Here is a 24,759-nt window from a genome sequence, read left to right as displayed (position 1 = left end):
GAGCGGACTGGGAGGCAGCGATGATCGGCCTGTGGGACACCACCGGCAACGAGGTGGTCAAGGCGCTCGCTGCCGAGCGGCGCAGCGCCGGCGGGGTGGCCAGTGGCATGGCACTCACCCTGATCGTCGTGGTGGACGAGAAGCGGGTCCGCGAGGCGGAGGCGGCGGCGACGATCGCCTCCGCCGCCCACCCGTGCCGGCTGCTGATCGTGGTTCGTTCCGACGTCGACCGGGATCGAAGCCGGCTGGACGCGGAGATCGTCGTGGGGGGCCGGCTCGGTCCCGGTGAGGCGGTGGTGGCCCGGATGCACGGGCGGCTGGCCCTACACGCCGAGTCGGTGGTGATGCCGCTGCTGGTGCCGGACGTACCGGTGGTGACCTGGTGGCACGCGGACCCGCCGGCCGAGATCGCCACCGACTTCCTGGGCGTGGTGGCCGACCGGCGCATCACCGACGCCGCGCAGGCCGACAACCCGATCGAGGCGCTGCGGCAGCGGGCGCACGACTATGCGCCCGGTGACACCGACCTGGCCTGGACCCGGGTCACGTTGTGGCGCACCCTGGTGGCGGGCGCCTTCGACACCACCGAGGCACGGGTCACCGCGGCGACCGTGGTGGCACCACCGACCGACCCGACGGCCGCGCTGATGCGCGGCTGGCTCGCCGCCCGGCTGGGGATCGATCCCGAGTGGCGGCACACCGACCAGCACTCCCGGATGCATGAGGTGCAATTGCGCTGCGCCAACGGCGACGAGCTGACGCTGACCCGCAACGACAGCATGGCGGTGTTCCGCCGCACCGGCCAGGAGGACCGCCTCCTGCCGCTGGTACGCCGGCCACTCGGCGACGAACTGGCCGAGGAGTTACGCCGACTCGACGCCGACCAGGTGTACGCGGAGGCGCTCGGTGCCGCGGCCGGGCTCTCCGGGCTGGAACGCCGCCCCGCCCAACGGGTACATGTCTGGAAGGACCCGGCCCAGGCCCGGCAGGCCGAGGCGGGGATCACTGCGCACGCGGGGGTCGCGCGGGCATGAGCGAGGCGAGTATCGCGGTCCACGCCGACGCCGAGCTACTGGCGCAGGCGGTGGCCGCCCGGCTACTGGTCCGAATCCTCGATGCGCAGACCGGGCGCGGTCAGGCGTCGGTGGTGTTGACCGGCGGGCGGATCGCCGCCGCCGTCTACCGGGCCTTGGCGGCGCTGCCCGCCCGCGAGGCGGTCGACTGGTCCCGGGTGGACGTCTGGTGGGGCGACGAGCGGTTCCTGCCCGGGGGTGACCCGCAGCGCAACGCGACGCAGGCCCGGGCGGCGCTCCTGGACGCGGTGCCGCTGAACCCGGCCCGGGTGCACCCGATGCCGGCTTCGGACGACCCGGCCGGCAGCGACCCGGAGGAGGCCGCCGCCCGGTACGCGGCGGAGCTGGCCCAGGCGGCCCGCCCCGGCACCGCCGCCCTCCCCCACTTCGACGTGCTCCTGCTGGGGGTGGGCGAGGACGGGCACGTGGCCTCGGTCTTCCCGGAGCATCCGGTGCACTACGAGAGCCGGCCGGTCAGTGCGGTCCGGGGCAGCCCGAAGCCGCCACCGATCCGGACCACCCTGACCCTGCCGACGATCAACACCGCGGAGGAGGTGTGGCTGGTCGCCAGCGGGGCGGACAAAGCCCGCGCGGTCGGCCTGGCGCTGGCGGGCGCGGGACCGGTGCAGCTACCGGCCGCCGGTGTGCGGGGCACCAACCGTACCCTCTGGCTGCTGGATCGCAGCGCCGCCGCCGACCTACCCGCCCGTTTCCGCAGCGTCCGCTGAGCTGCCGCCCGTGGTGGCACCGCGGACGTGGTGCCACCGCGGACGTGGTGCCACCGCGGACGTGGTGCCACCGCGGACGTGGTGGCACCCAGATGTAGCGGCACCGCGGACGTGGTGGCACCTGCGGCGGGATGGGGAAAACGAACCGCGCGCGGCTCGTCCGAAGACGAACCGCGCGCGGTGGTGACGCGAGGCGCTGGGCTCAGCCGATGCTGGACTGCTGAAGTCGCAACCAGAGCCCAAGACCGACGATGCAGGCGAACCAGACAATGCCCACCAGCACGGTGTAGCGGTCCAGGTTCTTCTCGGCGACCGACGACCCAGCCAGGCTGGAGCTGACCCCGCCGCCGAACATGCTGGACATCCCACCGCCCTTACCCCGGTGTAGCAGGATCAGCAGGGTGAGCATGACGCTCGTAATGACCAGCAACACGATCAACGTGTACGCGAACCAGATCGGCATGGCGGGGGACAGTCCTCTCGTTGCGATCCTCGCCCGAGCAGAACGGGCACGGTGGCACCGACCGGCGGACGGGCGGAGTCAAGGATAGCGAAGCGGTCAGCCGGTGGTGTGCTCCGGGAACCGGCAGATCTTCGCGAACTCCTCAGCGTCCAGGCTGGCGCCGCCGACAAGGGCACCATCCACGTCTGGCTGAGCCATGATGGCGGCCACGTTCGACGACTTGACCGACCCGCCGTACAGGATCCGCACCTGGTCGGCCGTCTCCTGGCCGAACTGCCCGGCAAGGCGCTGACGGAGCGCCCCGCAGACCTCCTGGGCGTCCTCCGGGGTGGCCGTCTTGCCGGTGCCGATCGCCCAGACCGGCTCGTACGCGACGACAACCTGGGTCACCTGCTCGGCGGAGAGCCCCTTGAGGGCGGCGTCGAGCTGGTCGTTGCAGTGCGCCACCTGGCCGCCCTGCTCCCGAACGTCCAGCCCCTCCCCCACGCAGAGGATCGGGGCGAGGCCATGGGTGAGCGCCGCCTGCACCTTCGCGTTGACGACCGCGTCATCCTCGCGGTGGTTCGCCCGCCGCTCGGAGTGGCCGACCGCCACGTAGGTGCAGCCCAGCTTCGTCAGCATCGGACCGGCGATGTCACCGGTGTGCGCTCCCGATGCGTGCGGCGAGAGGTCCTGCGCGCCGTAACCCACCAGCAGCTTGTCCCCGTCCACGGCGGTCTGCACCGTCCGCAGGTCGGTGAACGGCGGTAGCACCACCGTCTCGACGTCGGTGAGCTGCTCCGCGGTGAGGCTCGCGGCGAGCTTCTGCACCAGCAGGTTCGCCTCGAGATGGTTGAGGTTCATCTTCCAGTTGCCGGCCATCAGCGGCCGGCGGGTGGGGTTGGCCATTCAGCTCTCCAAGGCCGCGATGCCGGGGAGGGTCTTGCCCTCCAGGTACTCAAGACTGGCGCCGCCACCGGTGGAGATGTGGCTGAACGCCTGCTCGTCGAGGCCGAGCGCCCGCACCGCGGCGGCGGAGTCGCCGCCACCGACCACGGTGAACGCGTCCGACTTCGCGATCGCCTCGGCGACACCGCGGGTGCCGTGCGCGAAGGCCGCCATCTCGAACACGCCCATCGGGCCGTTCCAGAAGATCGTCCGAGCGTCCCGCAGCGCGGCGGCGAAACCAGCCACCGTCTCCGGGCCGATGTCGAGCCCGACCCGCTTGCTGGGGATCCCGTCGGCCCGCACCGTGTCGTGCGGGGCGTCCGGGGCGAACGCGTCCGCCGCCACCACGTCAACCGGCAGCATGATCTTGCCGTCGGCGCGGTCCAGCAGACTCCGGCAGGTCTCGACCATCTCCTCCTCCAGCAGCGAGGAGCCCACCTCGTGGCCCTGCGCCTTCAGGAAGGTGAAACACATGCCGCCGCCGACCAGCAGCCGGTCGACCTTCGGCAGCAACGCCTCGATCACCGCCAGCTTGTCGGAGACCTTCGACCCACCGAGCACCACCACGTACGGGCGGTCCGGCTCCCCGGCGAGGGTGCCGAGCACCTCCACCTCGCGCAGCACCAGCCGGCCCGCCACGTGCGGCAGCCGGGCCGGCACGTCGTACACGCTGGCGTGCCGACGGTGCACCGCGCCGAACGCGTCGTCCACGTACGCGTCGGCGAGCGCGGCGAGCTGGTCGGCGAAGGCGCCCCGCTCCGCCTCGTCCTTGCTGGTCTCACCCGGGTTGAACCGCAGGTTCTCCAGCAGGGCGACCTGGCCGTCGGCGAGGCCCGCCACCGTGGACCGGGCCGAGTCGCCAACCGTGTCCTCGGCGAAGTGCACCGGTGCACCGAGCAGCTCACCGAGCCGCCCGGCGACCGGACGCAGGCTGAACGCCGGGTCGGGGCTGCCCTTCGGCCGCCCCAGGTGGGAGCAGACGACCACCTTCGCGCCGGCTTGGACCAGCGCGCCCAGGGTCGGCAGCACGGCCCGGATCCGGCCGTCGTCGGTGATCTGACCAGTCTGCTTGTCGAGCGGGACGTTCAGGTCCGCGCGGACCAACACCCGCCGACCCGTTACCTCCTCGGCGAGCAGGTCGTCGAGGGTGCGGATAGTCACCGGACCGACCTTCCCTTCGTCACCAGGCCCCCCGCGAGCTGCCTACGCGCACTCACAGCGACTGACCCACCAGCTTCACGAGGTCCACCAGGCGGTTCGAGTAGCCCCACTCGTTGTCGTACCAGCCGACGATCTTGACCTGGTTGCCGATCACTTTGGTCAGCGGGGCGTCGAAGATGCAGGACGCCGGGTCGGTGACGATGTCGGCCGAGACGATCGGGTCCTCGTTGTAGGACAGGACGCCGTTGAGCGGGCCGTTGGCGGCCGCCTTCATCGCGGCGTTGACCTCGTCCACCGTGGTCTCCCGGCCGACGGTGACGGTCAGGTCGGTGGCGGACCCGGTCGGGATCGGCACCCGCAGCGCGTAGCCGTCCAGCCGGCCCTTGAGCTCCGGCAGCACCAGGCCGATCGCCTTCGCCGCACCGGTGGAGGTCGGCACGATGTTCAGCGCGGCGGCACGGGCGCGACGCAGGTCCTTGTGCGGAGCGTCCTGGAGGTTCTGGTCCTGGGTGTAGGCGTGGATGGTGGTCATCAGACCCTGCTCGATGCCGAACGTGTCCTGCAGGACCTTCACCATCGGCGCCAGGCAGTTGGTGGTGCAGGAGGCGTTGGAGATGACGGTGTGCTTGGCCGGGTCGTACTCCGCGTGGTTGACGCCCATCACCACGGTGACGTCTTCGTTCTTCGCCGGCGCGGAGATGATCACCTTCTTGGCGCCGCCGTCGACGTGCGCCTTCGCCTTGGTGGCGTCGGTGAACAGGCCGGTGGACTCGATGACCACGTCCACGCCCAGCTCGCCCCAGGGCAGGTTCGCCGGGTCCTTCTCGGCGTACACCTTGATGCTCTTGCCGCCCACGGTGATCTCGTCCGCGCTGGCCTTCACCTCGTGCGGCAGCCGGCCGAGAATGCTGTCGTACTTGACAAGGTGGGCGAGCGTCGCGTTGTCGGTCAGGTCGTTGACCGCCACGATCTCGATGTCAGCGCCGGACGCCAGTACTGCCCGGAAGAAGTTACGGCCGATCCGGCCGAAGCCGTTGATGCCAACCCGGATGGTCACAGGTCCCATCTCCTCGCGTTCTAGTCCGCCGGCGTGATGACCCACGGGCCGGCGACGAGTCTGCGCCAGCCGGTGGAACCGGCCGTTTGACGGTTCATCTCGGCCGCCCCGCCGCGGTCCGAGGGACCGACCGCCCGAGGCGGTGCGCACGGCGAGGAATGCCGAGTGCCGGCTCCCTTGCCGTACGCAGCGACCCTATCCGAGCATGGGGGGTCTTGCTCCGGCGGGTGGTTCCCGCCGCCGTCCTATCAGACCACGAGCATGTCCGGCGTGACTGCCGCTTCGGTATCCGGGATGCCGAGATCGCGGGCTCGCTTGTCGGCGAGCGCGAGCAGCCGCCGGATCCGGCCGGCGATCGCATCCTTGGTCAACGGCGGGTCGGCAAGGGTGCCCAGCTCCTCCAGCGATGCCTGGCGGTGTTCCAGCCGCAGCCGCCCGGCCGAGGTCAGGTGGTGCGGCGCGTCGTCGGCGAGGATCTCCAGGGCACGGGTGACCCGGGCGGCGGCGGCGACCGCCGCCCGCGCCGACCGACGCAGGTTCGCGTCGTCGAAGTTCGCCAACCGGTTCGCGGTGGCCCGCACCTCCCGCCGGACCCGACGTTCCTCCCAGGCCAGCACGCTGGCGTGGGCACCGATCCGGGTGAGTAGGGCGGCGATGGCGTCGCCGTCCTTGACGACCACCCGGTCCACCCCGCGCACCTCGCGGTTCTTCGCGGCGATGCCGATCCGGCGGGCCGCGCCGACCAGGGCGAGAGCCGACTCCGGGCCGGGGCAGGTGATCTCCATCGCACTGGAGCGACCCGGCTCGGTCAGCGAACCGTGTGCCATGAACGCGCCGCGCCACGCCGAGACCGCGCAGCAGACGTTGGCGGCCACCACATGCGGTGGCAGGCCCCGCACCGGACGACCGCGGACATCGAGCAGGCCGGTCTGCCGGGCCAGGAACTCCCCGTCCTTGACCACCCGCACGATGAAGTGACTGCCCTTGCGCAGGCCGCCGGAGGCGAGGACGTGGATCTCGCTGGGGTAGCCGTAGACATCGGCGATCTCCCGCCGCAGCCGCCGGGCCACCGCCCCGGTATCCAGCTCGGCCTCCACAACCACCCGACCGGAGACGATGTGCAACCCACCGGCGAAGCGCAGCAGCGCCGCCATCTCCGCCCGCCGGCAGCAGGGCTTGGGCACGTCAACCCGGCTCAGCTCGTCCTTGACCGCCGCCGTCATCGCCATTGTGCGTCCTCTCACGGACCGGTTCCGGCGTGTCGCCGGAGATTACGTACGTGTCTAACGAGCGGCGCCCAGGACCGGCACCAAAGCAGCGGCGAGAGCCGCCGAATCATGACAGGGCGTGCCGTCGTTGACCGCAACCGGGGCGAGGATCAGCCGAGCGCCCAGCGATTCTGCCGCACGCTCGACCGGCTCGGGGTCACCCACCGCCTTGACGTCTCCGAGCACGCAGTCGACCCGCAGCTTCGGCAGGTACCACCGCAGCTCGGCCAGGTGATCGGCGACAGAGAGCCCGAACGTCTCCTTCTCGGCGGCCAGGTTGAGGGTGACCAGCCGACGGGCGGGGCTTGCGGCGATGGCCGCGGACAGCTCCGGCACCAGCAGGTGCGGCAGTACGCTGGTATACCAACTGCCCGGGCCGAAGAGGAGCCAGTCGGCGGTGCCGATGGCGGCCAACGCCTCGGGGCAGGCCGCCGGCGCCTCCGGGTTCAGCCGCAGCGACTCGACCCGACCGGTGGTGACGGCCACCTGATGCTGGCCGCTGACGATGCTGACCTCCGCCGGCCGGCCGGGGTCAACGCCCCGGACCCGCGCCTCGATCCCGACCGGCTCGCAGGACATCGGCAGCACCCGCCCGACCGTGCCCAACATCGCGCCGGCATGCTCCAGCGCCGCCACCGGGTCGCCGAGCAGCTCCATCAGCCCGCAGAGCACGAGATTGCCGACGGCATGGCCGGTCAGTCCGCTCGCGGTGGCCCCCCGGTCGCCGAGCGTGGACGTCGGGATTGTGGCGAAGCGGTGTTGGAAGAGCCCGGCGCTGCGCTGCGTGGCGGGATGATCTCCGGCCAGCGCGACGAGCGCTTGCCGCAGGTCCCCTGGCGGCAGGCCGCCCCGCTCCGCCCGCAGCCGGCCGCTGGACCCGCCGTCGTCGCCGACCGTCACCACCGCGGTCAGATCAAGGTCGAGTTCGGGAGCGCAGCGCCGCAGTGCCCGCAGCGAAGCGGAGAGTCCGTGCCCACCGCCGAAGGTGACCACCCGGATAGCCGTCACTCTCGCCCCAGGTCACGGTGCTGCGCGTTGACGGCGAGGCCGGTCTGACGCAGCCGCACGGCCAGCTCCTCGGCGATGGCGACACTGCGGTGCTTGCCACCGGTACAGCCGACGGCGGCGGTCAGATACCGCTTACCCTCCCGCTCGAAACCAGCGGTGGTGGCATTGATCAGGTCGGCGTAGGTCGCCACGAAATCCTCGGCGCCCTCCTGGCCCAACACGTACGAGCTGACCGCCGCCGCCTGCCCGGTGTGCTCGCGCAGTTCCGGAACCCAGTACGGGTTCGGCAGGAACCGGGCGTCGCAGACGAAGTCGGCATCCGGCGGCACGCCGTACTTGAAACCGAAGGAGACCACAGTCACCCGCAGCCGGCGGGCGTCCTCGGCACCGAAGAGCTCCTCGATCCGCCGACGCAGCTGGTTGACGTTGAGGTGGCTGGTGTCGAGGAACACATCGGCCTGGTCGCGAGCCCCCTCCAGCAGTCCGCGCTCGACCGCGATGCCGTCCGCGAGCCGCCCCTCCCCCTGCAAGGGGTGCGAACGCCGGACGCTCTCAAAACGCCGGATCAACACCTCGTCGTCGGCGTCGACGAAGACCACCCGCGGGGCGAAGCCCCGCTCCTTGAGCTCCCGGATCGCACCGGCCAGGTCGGTGGAGAACGCCCGGGAGCGCACATCCAGCACCATCGCCGTACGCCGGGCGGCGCCACCGGCCTTCACCGCCAGCTCGGCCATGTCCAGCATCAGCGCCTGGGGCAGGTTGTCGACCACGTAGTAGCCGACGTTCTCCAGGGCCCGGGCAACAGTGCTGCGCCCACCGCCGGAGACCCCGGTCACCACCACGAGCGTGGTGTCGGTGCCCGACGGGTCAAGCCCATCCGGCACGCTCGGCTGCCCCTCGATCACCTGGTACCCCCAACCTGTGACACCGCGCCCCGAACTGGGCCACGGGTTCGAAGAGCGACTCTAACCCGCCGAACCACCCAGATCTCCCGCGTCACATTCCCGACACCGGGACAGCTCGCCCAGCATCGACCACCAGACTTCTGCGCCCGCGACAATCGCAGGTCGCCCCGGCCGGTGGGTTGACGTAATGCCGTCCGGGTATCAGCTGGCCGGCCAGGGCTACCACCAGTCCGAACGGCCGATTCAGCCGATCCATTTCCACAGCTCGAAATGAGCCACGAAGCTGAGCAACAGCAGCGCTCCGGCAGCGCTGAGAATCGACGACCACAGCTCGGCGGCCTGCCGCATCAACCACCCGCCGGCGGCCTCCAACAGTTGCCGTATCCGGTCGCCCAGCACCCGGTAGGCCACCAGCATCAGTAGGGGTGGCAGCACCATGACACCGTTGTACGCGGTCAGCAGCGCCACCGCCTCCGGCACTGATGTGTCCGCGCCGACCAGGATTCCGATCGCCCCGAGGTAGGGCAGCGCGGGCCGAACTCGGCCACCGTCACCACCACGCCCAGGAGCGCGATCGCCCCATAGGAGTGGGAGCGGGGCCGCTTCGGTGTGGGGCTGGCCCGGCGGCGACGACGCTCGGTCAACCAGCCGTAGATCAGCAGAGCCGCTCCCACCGCACCCTGCAGCACATAGCCGGCATCACTGCCGAGGAAACCGCTCACCCGGTGGAAAGTGGACTCCGCACCCAGGAAGAGCAGCAGGCCCAGGGTGAGATAGGCGGAGAAGATCGCGCCCACATACACCAGGACCCGTGGGACGTACGGCTTCGTCGACAGCAGCAGATAGACGGTTACCGCGAGAGCCGACGGGTTAAGGCTGTCCAGTAGAGCGAGGCCGAAGAGACCGGTGATCATCAAGATCTCCACGTCATGGCGGGTGCCTACCCAGTGGAGGAACTAGGGGCCGGAAGACGGCCATTGTAGGACCGTGCCCCAGCCCGACACCGGCCTCCTCGCGCACCCCCGTCAATAGCGCAACACCATGCCGCCGGCCGATCGCGCCCGCCTCGTTGGCAGGCTGGTCCACCTCAAACCGGCGGGAGGAATCAGCGGCCTTTCGTGGTCAGCCGCGCGGCGCGCTCCGCAGCCCGGCAACGAAGGACGCCCAGGCGAGGGGCCCGAAGACCAGCACCGGCCCAGCCGGATCCTTCGAGTCCCGGACTGCCAGCCCTTCACCCAGCCCAGCTACCTCGACACAATCAGACCCATTGGCGCTGCTGCGGGAACTCTTGCACCAGGTCAGAACCGCAGCGTCGGACGTGCTCATCGCAAGGCTCCTCTGGCCAGAACTCAAGGTTGAAGATCAGCGGCCACCATGGCGAGGAAGTCGGCAGACCGGTCGGGATCGAGCGCCTTCGCACGCAGGTGGTCAAAGGCGAGTCTATATCGCGACACCTGCTCGCCTGTTTCGAGCAGGAGTGTGTTGGTGTCGTTGTCGACGTAGACGATGGTCGGGTCGAATGCCGGTTCCGCGTAGTCGAGGATCGTGAAGGCACCACCCATCGAAGCGTGCGCTCCGGCGGAGAAGGGCAAAACCTGCACCTCAACCGCTGGCATCTGGCACGCCTGGATGATGCGCGCCAACTGGGCGGCCATGACTTCCGGTCCGCCGACATGCCGACGCACCGCGGCTTCGTCAAGGACGATCCACAACTTGGGCGGGACATCGCGAGCAAGGAGCACCTTCCGGGCTTGACGTGCCGCGACGACCCGGGCTACCTCCTCCGGATCGGCCGTCGTCCGACCCGCGTGGATGATCGCTTGGGCGTACTCCTCGGTTTGCAGGAGACCGGGAACGTACAGGCTCTGGAAGGTGCTGATGGCGACAGCTTCGGCTTCGAAGCCGACGTAGTCGTCGGGTAGCACGTCACCGTAGGCGCTCCACCAGCCCTTCTGGCGGGCTTGTCGGGCGAGAGCCGTCAGGGTTTCCTGCTCCTCCACGGAAGCCTCGTAGAGGTCGAGGAGTTTACGTAGGCCATCAGCTGAGACCCCGCTGTGCCCCTGCTCGACGCGAATCACCTTTGCCCGGTGCCACCCCACCAGCCGGGCCACCTCGTCAACGGTCAAGCCGCGCTGATCACGCAGTCGACGCAGCTCACGACGAAGCCGGCGGGCGCGAATTGTTGGACTGGCCGAGATCGCCATGGTTGCACCTTTCACGCACACACGGACAACGAACCGGATTGACCTTACACAACACCCAACATTGCCAGTTGCTACGTTGCAACTATCATTGCGACCTGTCACCATTGATGAATCCCGCTACACGGGCCAACTGACCATCGGGAGTAGCAGTGACTGATGACCAGGCGTCGAAGCGGACGTGGCAGGACCGGATCGCGGCCAGGCACTATGCGGACCTCGCCGAGCTTCTCGAGCAGGCGGATGTCTCCGAACGGGTCCGCGCCGCCGTCACGCAGGCGTTGACGGACTCAATCACCTCGACCGCGTACGTCGATGCCCTGGTCGCCCGCTATGCAACCGAGCGCGAGCGGCGCTCGGCGTCGGTGATACCGCCCGCCTGTGTCGCTGACGCGCACCGCCGGTGGACACTGCACCTGACCTACCGAGCCGATGATCTGCCGGCGGCCCGGGACCAGGCGGTCATCTACGTCGAAGGGTTGACGTTGCTACGACCGGAGCTATCGGCAAACACCGTCCTGCTGTCCCGGGCCGATGCCTGGAATCAGGTCGAGCCGCTGTTCTGCGGCCAGCTCGGCCCGGACCGGGAGGTCTGCGCGGATACCCTCGGACATGCCGGCTTCCACCAGGCCGCCGGCCTGGGCGGGTTCCGCTGGGGCGACGGCGACGACGGGTGCGGCCGGTGACCGCGTCGACCTACCCCCGGGTGTCGCCGTGCCGGCACTGCGGCCTGGCGGTGCTCCGGGACAACGATGGCGTCTGGATCCACTCCACTCTCAGCTATGTCTGCCGGGACCGGTACGGCGCGCTGCGGGGCTCCTACGCCAATCCCGAGCCACCGGCCACAACGCGGCTGGGGCCACCATTCGGGGTCCAGCCGGCGAGGTAAGCCAGCAACGCGCCCCGCAGGGCCCGGGCGTGGGCCGGCGCGTCAGGGGCCACTCGTAGACTGCGCCCCATGCCCTCCGCCACCGACCAGCAGCCCGCCGCGCTGGAAACACTGCGGCGCGTCTTCGGCTACGACGCCTTCCGGGGCTTCCAGCAGGAGGTCATCGAGCACCTGGCGGCCGGCGGGGACGCCCTGGTGCTGATGCCCACCGGCGGCGGCAAGTCGCTCTGCTACCAGATTCCGGCGCTGCTGCGGGACGGCGTCGCGGTGGTCGTGTCACCGTTGATCGCGCTGATGCAGGACCAGGTCGACGCGCTGACCGCGGTCGGGGTCCGGGCCGGCTTCCTCAACTCGACGCTGGACCTCGACGCCCGCCGCGCCGTCGAGCGGGCCTTCGTCGCCGGGGAGCTGGATCTGCTCTACCTCGCCCCGGAGGCCCTGGGCACCCGGGGCGTGCAGCACCTGCTCGACCAGGGGCGGATCAGCCTCTTCGCGATCGACGAGGCGCACTGCGTGTCGCAGTGGGGGCACGACTTCCGCCCGGACTACCTGGCCCTGTCGATGCTGCACGAACGCTGGCCGGGGGTGCCACGGGTGGCGTTGACCGCCACCGCGACCAGCGCCACCCGGGACGAGATCGCCACCCGGCTCCAGCTCACCTCGGCCCGGCACTTCGTCGCCAGCTTCGACCGGCCCAACATCCAGTACCGCATCGCGGCGAAGCGCGAGCCGAAGCGGCAGCTGCTGGCCCTGCTCCGGGACGAGCACCCGGGGGACGCCGGCATCATCTACTGCCTCTCCCGGGCCAGCGTGGAGAAGACCGCGGAGTTCCTGGTCGACAACGGAATTGCCGCGTTGCCGTACCACGCCGGCCTGGACGCGGTCACCCGCGCCCGGCACCAGCAACGTTTCCTACGCGAGGACGGCCTGGTCATGGTCGCGACGATCGCCTTCGGGATGGGCATCGACAAGCCGGACGTACGGTTCGTCGCCCACCTGGACCTACCGAAGTCGGTGGAGGGCTACTACCAGGAGACCGGCCGCGCCGGACGGGACGGCCTGCCGGCGACAGCCTGGCTCGCCTACGGTCTGACCGATGTGGTGCAGCAACGCCGGCTGATCGACACCTCGGAGGGGGACCTGGCGCACCGGCGTAACCTCGCCGCCCATCTGGAGGCGATGCTCGCGCTCTGCGAGACGGTCCGCTGCCGCCGGGTGCAGCTGCTGGACTACTTCGGCGAGACCGCCGCCGCCTGCGGCAACTGCGACACCTGCCTGCAGCCGCCCGAGTCGTGGGACGGCACGGTCGCCGCGCAGAAACTCCTCTCCACGGTCTACCGGCTCGACCGGGAACGGAACCAACGCTTCGGCTCCGGGCACTGCGTCGACATCCTGCTCGGCCGCGCCACCGACAAGATCCAGCAGCACCGGCACGACTCCCTGACGGTCTTCGGCATCGGCACCGAGCTGAGCGAGGCGGAGTGGCGGGGGGTGGTCCGGCAGCTGCTCGCCGAGGGGCTGCTGGCGGTCGAGGGAGACTACGGCACCCTGGCCCTGACCGACACCAGCGCGGAGGTGCTGGGTCGGCGCCGCACCGTCATGCTCCGCCGCGAACCGGCCCGGAAGGCCCGACCGGCGAAGCCGCGCGGCGCGGCCACCGTGGTCGCCGAGCTGGCGCCGGCCGCCGCCGAGGCCTTCGAGCGGCTACGCGCCTGGCGGGCCACCACCGCCAAGGAGCAGGGCGTGCCGGCGTACGTGATTTTCCACGACGCCACGCTGCGGCAGATCGCCACCGACGCACCGGCCGCCCTGGCCGACCTGGCCCAGGTCAGTGGCGTCGGAGAGGCGAAGCTGGCGAAGTACGGCGAGCAGGTGCTGGCCGTACTCGCCGACGACGTACCCCCGGCTTGACCAACCGGGGTTGCCCGCTAGTCGGTACCCGGCCGTCGGCTGCGGGGCTGGAATGTTCGGCGCGGTCAGATCGTACGAATCATGACGAGGTCCTCGAGACCAGCGAAACCATGCGTGCGGCTAGTCGCGAGGACCTACCGGGCCGAGCACGGCTGCTGGCCGGCCGGCGACGGTAATCGTCACGCGTTCACCCGCTTGTGCCCGCCGTACCAAATCGCTGGCGTTCTGCCGCATCTCCCGTAGCCCGACCTCGTCCACGTTACCAAACGTAGCACATGTGCTACGATGCGGGATTCAGCTGTTGATCAACCTGAACCGGTGTTGCCGGTCAGCCGGGTGTGTGCAGGTCCCCGCTGGCGTCATCGGCGGTTCAGCCTCAGGCGATGAAGTCCGTCAGCACCGGGGCGAGGGTCTGCGGCGACGGCACGTGCCCCTCGCCGGGCAGCACCCGGTGCGTGCCCTGCGGCAGCGCCGCGGCGGCGGCGCGGGCCACCTCGATCATCCAGTCCGGGCTCTCACCGCCGCTGAGCACCAACGCGGGCACAGAAACCCGGGCGGCGACCTCCACCGGCAGGATGCCACCGCGGCTCAGGTCACCCATGACCGCCGAGTCGTAGGCGAGCGTCGGCGCGAGCGCCACCACGTCGGCCCACCACGGCTCGTGGCGCAGCTCGGCCACCGCCTCCGCCGGCACGCCGGTGGTCTGGAAGAACAGCGCCACCGCGTCGTCGCGTCGATCCTCCGCCAGCAGCGTGGTCAGGGCCTCGGCGTAGTCGCGGGCCTCCTGGCGGTCCTCGTCGGTGTCCGCGCCGAAGGGTGGTTCGTGGAGCACGACCGCCCGGGCCGGCACCCCGGCGGCCGCGGCGTGCAGCACCAGGGCGGCACCGGACGAGTGCCCGTACAGGATGACGTCGGCACTGAGGTCGTTGACGAGGGCGGCGATATCCTCGACCTCCCGCTCGACGGCGTACGGGCTGACGTCGCCGCTGTCGCCGCGACCACGGCGGTCGTAGTTGACGACCGGCAGGTGGGCGCCGAGTCCTTCGGCCAGTTGGCGGGTCTTCGCCCGGTCGCAGGTGGCGCCGCCGACCACGATCAGCGGACCTGCGCCGTGCTCCCCGCAGCGTTCGTACGCGATCACCGTGCCGTCCGCCGATGTCACCTTCAGCATGCCCGTGCCGGACCCTTCTGTCAGAAACGCTCCGATTGACAGGTACTACGTGCGTGGTTCATCTGGCTCCGTCGAGTCGCCGAGTGCGGCGAGGATCGCCTCGGCGGTCCGCTTGCCAACCCCGGGGACCTCGGTGATCTCCTCCACCGAGGCGGCGGAGAGCCGCTTCAGCGAGCCGAAGTGGCGCAGCAGCGCCGTGCGCCGCACCTCGCCGAGCCCCGGCACCCGGTCCAGCGCCGACTCGGTCATCCGCCGGGAACGCCGCTGCCGGTGGAACGTGATGGCGAACCGGTGCGCCTCGTCCCGCACCCGCTGCAGCAGGTAGAGGCCCTCCGAGGTGCGCGGCAGGATGGCCGGGAAGTCGTCGTCGGGCAGCCACACCTCCTCCAGCCGCTTCGCCAGCCCGCACAGCGCCACGTCATCGACGCCCAACTCGGCGAGGGCCTGCGCCGCCGCCGCCACCTGCGGCGCGCCCCCGTCCACCACCACCAGCTGTGGTGGGTAGGCGAACCTGCGTGGCCGGCCGGTGGTCGGATCGACCAGGGTGCCGACCCGCGGCTCGTCGGGCACGCCCGTCCCGGTCGAGGCCGGTACGGACGAAGCCGTCGCGGTCGGGGCCGGCACGGTCGGGGCGACCGGCTCACCGGCCGACTCGACACCGGCCTCCCCCGTCTCGGCCCGGGCGTCCAGGTAACGGGCGAACCGCCGCCGCAGCACCTCCGACATCGCCGAGAGGTCGTCGGTGGCGCCCCGGATGATGAACCGCCGGTACTCGCTCTTGCGCGGCAACCCGTCCTCGAAGACCACCATGCTGGCCACCACGTCGGTGCCCTGGATCTGGGAGATGTCGTAGCACTCGATGCGCAGGGGCGCCGTCTGCAGGCCCAGCGTCTCGGCGATCTCGTCGAGGGCCTTGCTCCGGGTGGTCAGATCACCGGCGCGTTTGAGCTTGTGCCGGGCCAGGGCGTCGGTGGCGTTGCGTGCGACCGTCTCCAGCAGGGCCCGCTTGTCGCCGCGCTGCGGCACCCGCAACGTCACCCGGCTGCCGCGATGGTCGGAGAGCCAGTCGGCGAGCGCCTCGACGTCGGTGGGAAGCTCGGGCACGAGCAGTTCCCGGGGGACATCGGCCTCACCCTGCTCCCCGCCGTACACCTGGGTGCAGAAGTGGTGGACGAGGTCACCGATGGTCAGCTCCTCGGTCTTCTCCACCACCCAGCCGCGCTGCCCGCGGATGCGCCCGTCCCGCACGTGAAACACCTGCACGGCCGCCTCGAGTGGATCATCGGCGAAGGCCACCACGTCGGCGTCGGTGCCGTCGCCGAAGACCACGGTCTGCTTCTCCATCGCCCGGCGCAGGGCGGCCAGATCGTCGCGGAGCCGGGCGGCCCGCTCGAACTCCAGCGCCGCGCTGGCGTCGACCATCTCCCGCTCCAACCGGCGGACCATGAGGTCGGTCCGGCCGCCCATGAAGTCGCAGAAGCCGTCCACGATCGCCCGGTGCTCCTCGGCGGAGACGCTGCCGACACAGGGCGCGGAGCACTTGTCGATGTAGCCCAGCAGACAGGGACGGCCGACCTGACCGGCCCGCTTGAACACCCCCGACGAGCAGGTGCGCGCCGGAAAGACCCGAAGCAGCAGGTCGAGCGTCTCGCGGATCGCCCAGGCGTGCGAGTACGGCCCGAAGTAGCGCACCCCCTTGCGCTTCGACCCCCGCATGACCTGGAGTCGGGGGAACTCCTCGGCGACGGTGACCGCCAGGTACGGGTAGGACTTGTCGTCCCGGTAGCGGACGTTGAACCGCGGATCGTACTGCTTGATCTCGGTGAACTCCTGCTGGAGCGCCTCGACCTCGGTGGCGACGGAGATCCAGTCCACCGATTCGGCGGTGAAGACCATCTGCCGGGTGCGCTGGTGCAGGTTGACCGGGTCGGCGAAGTAGGAGTTGAGCCGGTTACGCAGGTTGCGCGCCTTGCCAACATAGATCACCCGGCCGGTTCCGTCGCGGAACCGGTAGACCCCCGGTGACTCCGGGATCGTGCCGGACGCGGGACGGTAGGACGAGGGATCAGCCACGTTCCGAGCCTAGTCGCCGGCTCCGACAGCCTCCGAGCGCCAATGGGGTGTGGTCAAGCGCCAACGGGGCGGTCGGCGTGGTCGGCCCCGGTCGGGCCGACCACGCCGACCGCTGCAAGTCAGGCGAGCGAGATCTGGTCGCCGTTGACGGTGACATCCCGCGGTGCGAGGGGCTTGGTGGACGGGCCGCTCAGCACCGCGCCGTCCTCGATCGAGAACTTGCTCCCGTGACAGGTGCAGTTGATCGTGCCACCGTCCACGTTCCCCACCGGACAGTTCTGGTGCGGGCAGATCGGGTCGAAGCCCTTGAACTCCCCCGCGGACGGTTGGGTGATGACAACCCCCTGGGCGGCGTAGACGACACCGCCCCCGACCGGGATGTCACTGGTCCGGGCCAGCGACTGGGCTCCCTCCCGATCGCCGCCACCCGGGTCGCCGCTCTCGCTCAACGCCGGGCCGGGGCTGGCCTCGGCTTCGCCGGTGGAGTTGTCGCCGCAGGCGGCCAGGGCCATCGCGGCGCCGACCGCACCCGCACCGGCCAGCACGGCTCGCCGGGTCCGTACGCCGTCGCCGGTGCCGACCCCCGCACCGGTCCCCGTCTGCTCGTCACTCATTCCGCAATCTCCTCGGCCAACGACCGCCGCCATGATGGTGTGCCCCGGTCGGTCCCCCGAAACCAACGCGCCCGGTCGGTTCGCCCGGTCCGCGTCCCGGTGCCACCCGTGCGACCCTACCCGGCCGGCGAGGGTCACCGGCCCGGTCACCTTGGCGCCCTGATCATTCACCGGTCCGTGTCGCCCTCGGGTGACCCGGACCGGTGACGCCGGCCGCTCACCGAGCCTTGACGGCGGTCTTCCGGGGGGCACGGGTCGTCTTCGCCCCGGTCGCGCGGGTCTTCGCCCCGTTGGCCTTGGCCGCCCGGGAGGTGGCCTGCGCCGCGCCCTGCGCCGCACCGTCGAGCTTGAGTACCTGGCGCACAAACTGGCCGGTGTGGCTCTCGGGCACCTCGGCGACCTCCTCCGGGGTGCCGGCGGCGAGGACCGTGCCGCCGCGGTGGCCGCCCTCCGGCCCCATGTCGATGATCCAGTCAGCGGTCTTGATCACGTCGAGGTTGTGCTCGATGGTGATCACCGTGTTGCCCTTGTCGACCAACCCCTCCAGCACCATCAGCAGCTTCCGGATGTCCTCGAAGTGCAGCCCGGTGGTCGGCTCGTCGAGCACGTAGACCGTCCGCCCGGTGGAGCGCTTCTGCAGCTCGGAGGCGAGCTTGACCCGCTGCGCCTCGCCGCCGGAGAGGGTCGGTGCGGGCTGGCCCAGCCGGACGTAGCCGAGCCCCACGTCCACCAGCGTCCGAAGGTGCCGGTGGATGGCCGGAATGGCGGAGAAGAACTCTGCCGCCTCCTCGATCGGCATCTCCAGCACATCCGAGACGGTCTTGCCCTTGTAACGCACCTCCAGGGTCTCCCGGTTGTACCGAGCGCCCTTGCAGACCTCGCACGGCACGTAGACGTCGGGCAGGAAGTTCATCTCGATCTTGAGAGTGCCGTCACCGGAGCAGGCCTCACACCGGCCCCCCTTGACGTTGAACGAGAACCGGCCCGGCCCGTACCCCCGGACCTTGGCCTCGACCGTCTCGGCGAACAGCTTGCGAACGTGATCCCAGACGCCGGTGTAGGTGGCCGGGTTGGACCGCGGGGTGCGTCCGATCGGCGACTGGTCCACCCCGACGACCTTGTCCACGTGTTCCAGACCGGCGACCCGGGTGTGCCGGCCCGGCACCAGCCGCGCCCCGTTGATCTGATTGGCCAGCACCGCGTACAGGATGTCGTTGACCAGGGTCGACTTGCCCGAGCCGCTGACCCCGGTGACGGCGATCAGCTGACCGAGCGGGAACGTCACGGTCAGGTTCCGCAGGTTGTGTTCGCGGGCCCCCCGCACCGTCAGCTCCCGGCCCGGCGTCTGCGGACGGCGCCGCTGCGGCGTCGGGATCTCCTTCCGGCCGGCCAGGTACGCCCCGGTCACCGACTCCGGGTTCTCCAACAGCGCCGGGACCGAGCCGCTGTGCACGATCTGGCCGCCGTGCTCGCCCGCACCCGGGCCGATGTCGACGATCCAGTCCGCCGTCCGGATGGTGTCCTCGTCATGCTCGACAACGATCAACGTGTTGCCGAGCCCGCGCAGGCGCAGCAGCGTCTCGATCAGGCGGTGGTTGTCGCGCTGGTGCAGGCCGATCGACGGCTCGTCCAGCACGTAGAGGACGCCGACCAGGCCGGAACCGATCTGGGTGGCCAGCCGGATACGCTGCGCCTCACCCCCGGAGAGGGTGCCGGCCGGGCGGTCCAGGGAGAGGTAGTCCAGCCCGACGTCGAGCAGGAACCGCAAGCGAGCGTTGATCTCCTTGAGGACCCGTTCGGCGATCAGCCGCTGCCGATCGGTCAACTCGACGCCGGCGAGCAGCTCGGCGCACTCCCCGATGGACATCCCGCACACCTCGGCGATGCTCCGGCCGGCGACGGTGACCGCCAACACCTCCGGCTTGAGCCGGGCACCACCGCAGGCGGCACAGGGCACGTCCCGCATGTAGCCCTCGTACTTCTCCCGGGACCATTCCGACTCGGTATCCGAGTGCCGGCGCTCGATCCACTGCATCACGCCCTCGAAGCCGGTGTAGTACGAACGTTCCCGGCCGTACTTGTTGCGGTACCGCACGTGCACCTGGTCGTCGGCGCCGTGCAGGATCGTCTTCTGGATCCGGGCCGGCAACGCCCGCCACGGCGTGTCGAGATCGAAGTGCTCCGCCTCGCCCAGCGCCTCCAGCAGGCGCAGGAAGTATTCCAGGGTGTGCCCGCCGGACCAGGGCTGGATCGCCCCCTCCCGCAGGGTGCGCTCGGGGTCGGGGATCACCAGCTCCGGGTCGACCTCCTTCTTCGTGCCCAGGCCGGTGCACTCCGGGCACGCGCCGTAGGGGGCGTTGAAGGAGAAGACCCGGGGCTCCAGGTCCTCGATCGCGAGCTGGTGGTCGTTGGGGCAGGCCAGATGCTCCGAGTAGCGGCGCTCCCGCTCCGCGTCGTCCTCGGGCAGGTCGACGAAGTCCAGCAGCACCAGACCGCTGGAGAGCCCGAGCGCCGCCTCGACCGAGTCCGTCAGCCGCTGCTTGGCGGACGGCTTCACGGTGAGCCGGTCGATGACCACCTCGATGGTGTGCTTCTCCTGCTTCTTGAGCTTCGGTGGCTCGGTCAGCGGGTGCACCACCCCGTCCACCCGGGCGCGGGCGTAACCCTTCGCCTGCAGTTCGGCGAAGAGGTCCACATATTCGCCCTTACGACCCCGGACGACCGGCGCGAGCACCATGAACCGGGTGCCCTCCGCCATCGCCAGGACCCGGTCGACGATCTGCTGCGGGGTCTGCCGGGAGATCCGCTCGCCGCAGACCGGGCAGTGCGGCTGGCCGATCCGGGCGAAGAGCAGACGCAGGTAGTCGTAGACCTCAGTGATCGTGCCCACGGTCGACCGGGGGTTACGCGAGGTCGACTTCTGGTCGATGGAGACGGCCGGGCTGAGCCCTTCGATGAAGTCCACATCCGGCTTGTCCATCTGGCCGAGGAACTGCCGCGCGTACGACGACAACGACTCGACGTAGCGCCGCTGCCCCTCGGCGAAGATGGTGTCGAAGGCCAGGCTCGACTTGCCGGAACCGGACAGCCCGGTGAACACGATGAGCGCGTCCCGCGGCAAATCGAGACTGACGTCACGCAAGTTGTGCTCGCGCGCGCCACGGATGATGAGTCGGTCAACCACGGTGCGTGTACTCCCGGGGTGCGGATTGATGGCAGCTGTCGCCCGACGGCCCCACCCGGAAGGTTTGACCCGGATGACGGCCACGCGGTCGCGCTGTGCGGTTGTGTCGCCCATTGGGCAGGGTGGCTACCTGACCACTTGGTCACCTTTGTTACCTGGTTACCTTTGTCACCTGGTTCCCTGGTTACCTTTGGTCCCTGGTTACCTTTGGTCCCTGGCCACCAATGCCGCAAAGAGCGCCTCGGCAAGCCTAGCCCTGGGGTGTGACACTTCCCTTCGTCCGCGCATTCCCCCAGCTCAGTTCGGTCAGCCGGGCGCCACCCGTACCCCCGGGGTCTCCACCACCGCGCCACCGCCCGGCACCGCCACCAGCGCCCGCCCAGCCGAGTCGGGTCGGCCCCGGCCGTCCCCACGCCGGCTCGCCGACGTCGGCAGCGCCACCGCGCCGGACAGCGCGTTCACCAGACTCGACCGGCCCGCCCGGGGCGGGCCGAACAGGCCGAGGGTCCGACCCGGCGCCACCTCCGCACGTAGCGGGTCAAGCCCCGCACCCCGCCGCGCACTGACCGGCAGGACCGGCACCCCCGGCGCCACCGCCGCAACCTGCCGCGCCACCGCAGCCGGATCGGCGACCAGATCGGACTTGGTCAGCACCACCAACGGCCGGGCCCCCGACTCCTGCACGAGCGCCAGCAGGCGCGCGATCCGTCCGAGGTCGGGCTCGGGACGCATCGGCTCGACCACCGCCGTGGCGGTCAGGTTGGCCGCCAGGATCTGCCCGTGCGTCCCGGTGCGGGACGACCGGCCGCCGACCCTGCCGGCGGGTGGGCCCAGCAACGCGGTACGCCGGGGCAGTACCGCCTCGACCGTCACGTGCCGGTCGGGCCAGGTGGCGAGCAGCACCCAGTCACCCACGCACGGCAGGTACGTCCGGTCCCGGGCCGCGGTGGCCAGCACCGCCCCGCCGAGGGTGGCGCGGAGCGGGCCGGCGGCCGTCAGGACGGTGCACACCCCCCGCTCGACCCCGGCCACCCGGCCCGGCTGATAGTCGGCGCGCCGTCGTGCGTCGGACGCCCGGTCGGCGTCCCACCCCAGGGCCGTCAGATCGATGGTCACGAAATCCACTACCTCCTCCGACCTCCCGGCCTCGCGTTGCCGCCGACCGTAGGGCGCACCGCCGGGCACCCGAAACCAATTTCCCCGGCGACGAACGGACGGCCCGACCGCTAGGGTCGGGAAGTGACCTCCGATCCACTGCGGCTGACCGGCGAGGTGGACGACGCCACGGCCCGTCTCCTGCGCACCACGGCGGACCTCGACGAGACGAGCCTGGCCACCGCGTCCCTGCTCCCCGGTTGGACCCGGGGACACGTGCTGGCCCACCTTGCCCGCAACGCCGACGGGTTCGTCAACCTGCTCACCGCCGCCCGCACCGGGGAACCCATCCCGATGTACGCGAGCCCCGCCGCGCGCTCCGCGGACATCGAGGCCGGCGCCGCCCGCCCACCCGCCGCGCACCAGGACGACCTGCGTCGCAGCGCGGAGCGGTTCGCCGAGGCGGTGGCGGCGATGCCGACCCAGGCGTGGGGCGCCACGGTCACCACCCGACGCGGGCCCTGGTCTGCGGCGAACCTCGTCTGGGGCCGCCTCCGCGAAGTCGAGGTGCACCACGTGGACCTGGCCGTCGACTACCTGCCCGCCGACTGGCCGGAGGCGTTCGGCCACCGGCTCCTGCGCGAGGTCGCCACCGGCCTGGCCGGGCGCTCCGACGCGCCGCCGATGGTGCTGCGCTGCGACGGCAGAGCGCACGAACTGGTGGTCGGCGACCGTACCGCCGCCCCCACCGTGAGCGGCGCCGCACCCCACCTCGCCGCCTGGCTGATCGGCCGCAGCCCCGGCACCCGACTCACCGTCACCCCCGACGGCCCGCTACCGACCCCACCCGAATGGATCTGACCGACCAATGACCTACACCGGAGACGTCACCCCCGGCGGCCCGCCGGCCACCCGCGAGTTGGGCCGGCTCACCATCACCAAGGTGTCGGTGGGCCCGATGGACAACAACGCCTACCTGCTGCGCTGCCGGAGCAACGGCGAGCAGGTCCTGGTGGACGCGGCCAACGAGGCGCCCCGGCTACTCGACCTGATCGGCGACGCCGGCCTCGCCACCGTGGTCACCACCCACCAGCACATGGACCACTGGCTGGCGCTCGAGGAGGTGGTGGCCGAGACCGGGGCCCGGCCATTGGCGCACGCCGAGGACGCACCCGGGCTGCCGATCAAGGTGGAGCCCCTCGCCGACGGCGACCGAATCCCGGTCGGCGACTGCACGCTGGAGGTGATTCACCTGCGCGGGCACACCCCCGGCTCAATCGCCCTGCTCTACCAGGACCCATCCGGCACCCCGCACCTGTTCACCGGGGACAGCCTCTTCCCCGGTGGGGTGGGCAACACCCGGCAGGACCCGCAACGCTTCGCTCAGCTTATCGACGATGTCGAGCAGCGCCTCTTCGACCGGCTGCCCGACAACACCTGGTTCTACCCAGGCCACGGCAAGGACAGCACCCTCAGCGCCGAACGGCCCGCCCTGCCCCGGTGGCGAGCCCGCGGCTGGTAATCCACGAATCCCAGAGTCAGCGCGCACCTCGGAAATCACCATCGCCGCATTCGTGGCGCGCGGCACCGCCAACACCACCCGCGGAGTGACCCGCGCCGGCACTTCGCGGGCATCCAGTCTCCCCCACCGTCACTGGTAGCCAGCCCACCCAGGTTGCGGCAGCCCAACAGTGTTTTGCCGACGACCCGAACGGTGCGGCGCCGAACACGGTCAGCCGGGTGGCGGCGAACCCGAGGTACGTCCACCGGCCGGTCTGCACCCTGCTGCCGGAGTCGGTCCTGTCTGGGCCTCGGGGCAACTGTGCCGGATGTTGCAGGTTCAGGCCATATTGACGCTTGTATCCGTAACAGTTTGACAAGCGTAACTTCGAGGGCTTCCGGGACCGTTTGTCGACCCAGTACGCTCCGCCAGCACAAGCCGTAGCAGGTGCGCGGGCTCACATCGAGGCAGGGAGGCTGACGTACTGGTGCGGTCGCTGCCTCGGGCGTGCTCGGGCTCCTGCAACTGGAGGAGGTCTTTAGCCGTGAGGCGTAGTTACGTACGGGCGCTCGGCGCCATTGGATTGTCCGCAGCCCTCATCGGCGCTGCGGGCTGTCAGGCGGAGAAGGACAACACCGCCGGTAGCAGCGACTGCGGTGGCAAGATCGCCATGTTCGGTGCCTACACCGGACCGAACTCGGGTCTGGCGATCCCGGCGCTCAAGAGTGCCCAACTCGCGGTGAAGCAGCACAACGCGGCGAACCCGGACTGCAAGGTGACCCTGCAGGAGTTCGACACCAAGGGTGACCCGACCGAAGCCACGCCGGTCGCGAACAGGGTGGCCGGCGACGCGTCCTTCCTGGGCGTCATCGGTGGTGGGTTCTCCGGTGAGAGCAAGGCGACGATGGCGGTCTACGAGGCGGCCGAGATGGTGATGCTCAGCCCGTCGGCGACCGCGATCGAGTTGACCGCGGGCGGCAACGAGGTGTTCCACCGGGTGGTCGGAAACGACGCCGTCCAGGGTGCCGCCGCTGCCGTCTACCTTCGAGACGTCGTGCAGGCCAAGAAGGTCTTCGTGATCAATGACGGCACCACCTACGGCGCCGGCATCACCGACGAGCTGACCGAGTCCCTCGGTGCGTTGGCGGGCGGCACCGACCAGGTGCAGGAGAAGCAGGTCAACTTCGCCGCCACCATCTCGAAGATCAAGGCTGCCGAGCCGGACGCGATCGCCTACGGCGGCTACACGAACGAGGCCGCTCCGCTGGTGAAACAGATGCGGGAGGCCGGCATCACGACCCCCTTCCTCGGCCTCGACGGAATCTACGACCCGTCCTTCCCGAAGGGCGCCGGAGCCAGCGCCGAAGGTGCGATCATTACCTGCCTGTGTCTGCCGTCAGAAAAGGCAGGCGGCACCTACGCGGCCGACTTCGAAGCGGAGTACGGCGCCCCTCCGGGGCCCTTCGGTGCCGAGGGTTTCGACGCCGCGAACGTGTTGATCGAGGGCCTGGCCGAGGGCAACACCACGCG

Annotated in this window: 23 protein-coding genes and 1 pseudogene; 8 read left to right on the top strand and 16 right to left on the bottom strand. The window is 70.6% G+C overall.

Features of this window, described 5'->3' with window-relative positions:
• Positions 1–20: 20 nt before the first annotated feature.
• Entirely contained in the window at positions 21–1,034 is a 1,014-nt protein-coding gene (locus H0524_RS18420; protein WP_180199760.1) for a glucose-6-phosphate dehydrogenase assembly protein OpcA, read from the top strand.
• Positions 1,031–1,801 (top strand): 6-phosphogluconolactonase, encoded by a 771-nt coding sequence (pgl, locus tag H0524_RS18415; RefSeq protein ID WP_180199759.1) that lies wholly within the window; start codon positions 1,031–1,033, stop codon positions 1,799–1,801. The genes H0524_RS18420 and pgl overlap by 4 nt, the downstream gene beginning before the upstream one ends.
• A gap of 202 nt (positions 1,802–2,003) precedes the next feature.
• Here pgl and secG read toward each other — a convergent pair whose 3' ends face one another.
• From secG to H0524_RS18365, 10 genes and pseudogenes are all read right to left on the bottom strand, one after another.
• Entirely contained in the window at positions 2,004–2,264 is a 261-nt protein-coding gene (secG, locus tag H0524_RS18410) for a preprotein translocase subunit SecG (protein ID WP_018727321.1), read from the bottom strand.
• A gap of 96 nt (positions 2,265–2,360) precedes the next feature.
• Positions 2,361–3,152: a triose-phosphate isomerase gene (tpiA, locus tag H0524_RS18405; protein ID WP_180199758.1), complete on the bottom strand. Its 792-nt coding sequence runs from the start codon at positions 3,150–3,152 to the stop codon at positions 2,361–2,363.
• Complete coding sequence (locus H0524_RS18400; protein WP_018727319.1) at positions 3,153–4,352, bottom strand: phosphoglycerate kinase; 1,200 nt, start codon at positions 4,350–4,352, stop codon at positions 3,153–3,155.
• 52 nt (positions 4,353–4,404) lie between these two features.
• Positions 4,405–5,409 carry a type I glyceraldehyde-3-phosphate dehydrogenase gene (gene gap, locus H0524_RS18395; protein ID WP_018727318.1) on the bottom strand — a complete coding sequence of 335 codons (1,005 nt, stop codon included), beginning with the start codon at positions 5,407–5,409 and terminating at the stop codon, positions 4,405–4,407.
• 248 nt (positions 5,410–5,657) lie between these two features.
• Positions 5,658–6,638, bottom strand: coding sequence for a DNA-binding protein WhiA (gene whiA / locus H0524_RS18390; protein WP_180199757.1), 981 nt, complete (start codon positions 6,636–6,638; stop codon positions 5,658–5,660).
• Positions 6,639–6,692: 54 nt separating this feature from the next.
• On the bottom strand, positions 6,693–7,685 hold the full coding sequence (gene yvcK, locus H0524_RS18385; RefSeq protein ID WP_180199756.1) for a uridine diphosphate-N-acetylglucosamine-binding protein YvcK: 993 nt from the start codon (positions 7,683–7,685) through the stop codon (positions 6,693–6,695).
• Positions 7,682–8,590 (bottom strand): RNase adapter RapZ, encoded by a 909-nt coding sequence (rapZ, locus tag H0524_RS18380; RefSeq protein WP_180199755.1) that lies wholly within the window; start codon positions 8,588–8,590, stop codon positions 7,682–7,684. The genes yvcK and rapZ overlap by 4 nt, the downstream gene beginning before the upstream one ends.
• Positions 8,591–8,833: 243 nt before the next feature.
• Positions 8,834–9,504 (bottom strand): annotated as a pseudogene (locus tag H0524_RS18375) (GAP family protein).
• A 208-nt stretch (positions 9,505–9,712) separates the two neighbouring features.
• Positions 9,713–9,916 carry a DUF397 domain-containing protein gene (locus H0524_RS18370; RefSeq protein WP_180199754.1) on the bottom strand — a complete coding sequence of 68 codons (204 nt, stop codon included), beginning with the start codon at positions 9,914–9,916 and terminating at the stop codon, positions 9,713–9,715.
• A 23-nt stretch (positions 9,917–9,939) separates the two neighbouring features.
• Positions 9,940–10,794: a helix-turn-helix transcriptional regulator gene (locus tag H0524_RS18365; protein WP_180199753.1), complete on the bottom strand. Its 855-nt coding sequence runs from the start codon at positions 10,792–10,794 to the stop codon at positions 9,940–9,942.
• 149 nt (positions 10,795–10,943) lie between these two features.
• Here H0524_RS18365 and H0524_RS18360 point away from each other — a divergent pair, with 149 nt between their 5' ends.
• The 3 genes from H0524_RS18360 to recQ all read left to right on the top strand — a co-directional run bounded on the left by H0524_RS18360 (position 10,944) and on the right by recQ (position 13,591).
• Positions 10,944–11,477, top strand: a complete 534-nt coding sequence (locus H0524_RS18360) for a hypothetical protein (RefSeq protein WP_180199752.1) — start codon at positions 10,944–10,946, stop codon at positions 11,475–11,477.
• Entirely contained in the window at positions 11,465–11,680 is a 216-nt protein-coding gene (locus tag H0524_RS18355) for a hypothetical protein (RefSeq protein WP_180199751.1), read from the top strand. Before H0524_RS18360 ends, H0524_RS18355 begins: the two co-directional genes overlap by 13 nt.
• 69 nt (positions 11,681–11,749) lie before the next feature.
• On the top strand, positions 11,750–13,591 hold the full coding sequence (gene recQ, locus H0524_RS18350; protein ID WP_180199750.1) for a DNA helicase RecQ: 1,842 nt from the start codon (positions 11,750–11,752) through the stop codon (positions 13,589–13,591).
• A gap of 120 nt (positions 13,592–13,711) precedes the next feature.
• Here recQ and H0524_RS18345 read toward each other — a convergent pair whose 3' ends face one another.
• The 6 genes from H0524_RS18345 to rsgA all read right to left on the bottom strand — a co-directional run bounded on the left by H0524_RS18345 (position 13,712) and on the right by rsgA (position 21,758).
• Positions 13,712–13,849, bottom strand: coding sequence for a type II toxin-antitoxin system prevent-host-death family antitoxin (locus tag H0524_RS18345; protein ID WP_309225158.1), 138 nt, complete (start codon positions 13,847–13,849; stop codon positions 13,712–13,714).
• A gap of 118 nt (positions 13,850–13,967) precedes the next feature.
• A complete protein-coding gene (locus H0524_RS18340; RefSeq protein ID WP_180199749.1) occupies positions 13,968–14,762 on the bottom strand; it encodes an alpha/beta fold hydrolase in 795 nt (264 codons plus the stop codon).
• Positions 14,763–14,807: 45 nt separating this feature from the next.
• Positions 14,808–16,835 carry an excinuclease ABC subunit UvrC gene (gene uvrC / locus H0524_RS18335; RefSeq protein ID WP_180199748.1) on the bottom strand — a complete coding sequence of 676 codons (2,028 nt, stop codon included), beginning with the start codon at positions 16,833–16,835 and terminating at the stop codon, positions 14,808–14,810.
• 119 nt (positions 16,836–16,954) lie between these two features.
• A complete protein-coding gene (locus H0524_RS18330) occupies positions 16,955–17,449 on the bottom strand; it encodes a Rieske (2Fe-2S) protein (RefSeq protein WP_018727311.1) in 495 nt (164 codons plus the stop codon).
• A 217-nt stretch (positions 17,450–17,666) separates the two neighbouring features.
• Positions 17,667–20,633 carry an excinuclease ABC subunit UvrA gene (uvrA, locus tag H0524_RS18325; RefSeq protein WP_180199747.1) on the bottom strand — a complete coding sequence of 989 codons (2,967 nt, stop codon included), beginning with the start codon at positions 20,631–20,633 and terminating at the stop codon, positions 17,667–17,669.
• 306 nt (positions 20,634–20,939) lie between these two features.
• Positions 20,940–21,758: a GTPase RsgA gene (gene rsgA, locus H0524_RS18320; RefSeq protein WP_180199746.1), complete on the bottom strand. Its 819-nt coding sequence runs from the start codon at positions 21,756–21,758 to the stop codon at positions 20,940–20,942.
• Between the two features lie 114 nt (positions 21,759–21,872).
• Here rsgA and H0524_RS18315 point away from each other — a divergent pair, with 114 nt between their 5' ends.
• From H0524_RS18315 to H0524_RS18305, 3 genes are all read left to right on the top strand, one after another.
• Positions 21,873–22,589 (top strand): maleylpyruvate isomerase family mycothiol-dependent enzyme, encoded by a 717-nt coding sequence (locus H0524_RS18315; protein WP_180199745.1) that lies wholly within the window; start codon positions 21,873–21,875, stop codon positions 22,587–22,589.
• Positions 22,590–22,596: 7 nt separating this feature from the next.
• On the top strand, positions 22,597–23,250 hold the full coding sequence (locus H0524_RS18310; RefSeq protein WP_180199744.1) for an MBL fold metallo-hydrolase: 654 nt from the start codon (positions 22,597–22,599) through the stop codon (positions 23,248–23,250).
• Between the two features lie 523 nt (positions 23,251–23,773).
• On the top strand, positions 23,774–24,759 hold a 986-nt coding region (locus H0524_RS18305), incomplete at its 3' end, for a branched-chain amino acid ABC transporter substrate-binding protein (RefSeq protein ID WP_180199846.1).

Source organism: Salinispora sp. H7-4, from assembly GCF_013416675.1.
In the GTDB taxonomy this organism is placed as follows: Bacteria; Actinomycetota; Actinomycetes; order Mycobacteriales; family Micromonosporaceae; genus Micromonospora; species Micromonospora vitiensis.
This window is presented reverse-complemented; position numbering and strand designations above follow the sequence as displayed.

Excerpts from the sequence above, each read along its gene's own strand:
- H0524_RS18420 (WP_180199760.1), top strand. The coding sequence starts at position 21 with ATGATCGGCCTGTGGGACACCACCGGCAACGAGGTGGTCAAGGCGCTC.
- pgl (WP_180199759.1), top strand. The coding sequence starts at position 1,031 with ATGAGCGAGGCGAGTATCGCGGTCCACGCCGACGCCGAGCTACTGGCG.
- secG (WP_018727321.1), bottom strand. The coding sequence starts at position 2,264 with ATGCCGATCTGGTTCGCGTACACGTTGATCGTGTTGCTGGTCATTACG.
- tpiA (WP_180199758.1), bottom strand. The coding sequence starts at position 3,152 with ATGGCCAACCCCACCCGCCGGCCGCTGATGGCCGGCAACTGGAAGATG.
- whiA (WP_180199757.1), bottom strand. The coding sequence starts at position 6,638 with ATGGCGATGACGGCGGCGGTCAAGGACGAGCTGAGCCGGGTTGACGTG.
- H0524_RS18370 (WP_180199754.1), bottom strand. The coding sequence starts at position 9,916 with ATGAGCACGTCCGACGCTGCGGTTCTGACCTGGTGCAAGAGTTCCCGC.
- H0524_RS18365 (WP_180199753.1), bottom strand. The coding sequence starts at position 10,794 with ATGGCGATCTCGGCCAGTCCAACAATTCGCGCCCGCCGGCTTCGTCGT.
- recQ (WP_180199750.1), top strand. The coding sequence starts at position 11,750 with ATGCCCTCCGCCACCGACCAGCAGCCCGCCGCGCTGGAAACACTGCGG.
- H0524_RS18340 (WP_180199749.1), bottom strand. The coding sequence starts at position 14,762 with ATGCTGAAGGTGACATCGGCGGACGGCACGGTGATCGCGTACGAACGC.
- H0524_RS18330 (WP_018727311.1), bottom strand. The coding sequence starts at position 17,449 with ATGAGTGACGAGCAGACGGGGACCGGTGCGGGGGTCGGCACCGGCGAC.
- H0524_RS18310 (WP_180199744.1), top strand. The coding sequence starts at position 22,597 with ATGACCTACACCGGAGACGTCACCCCCGGCGGCCCGCCGGCCACCCGC.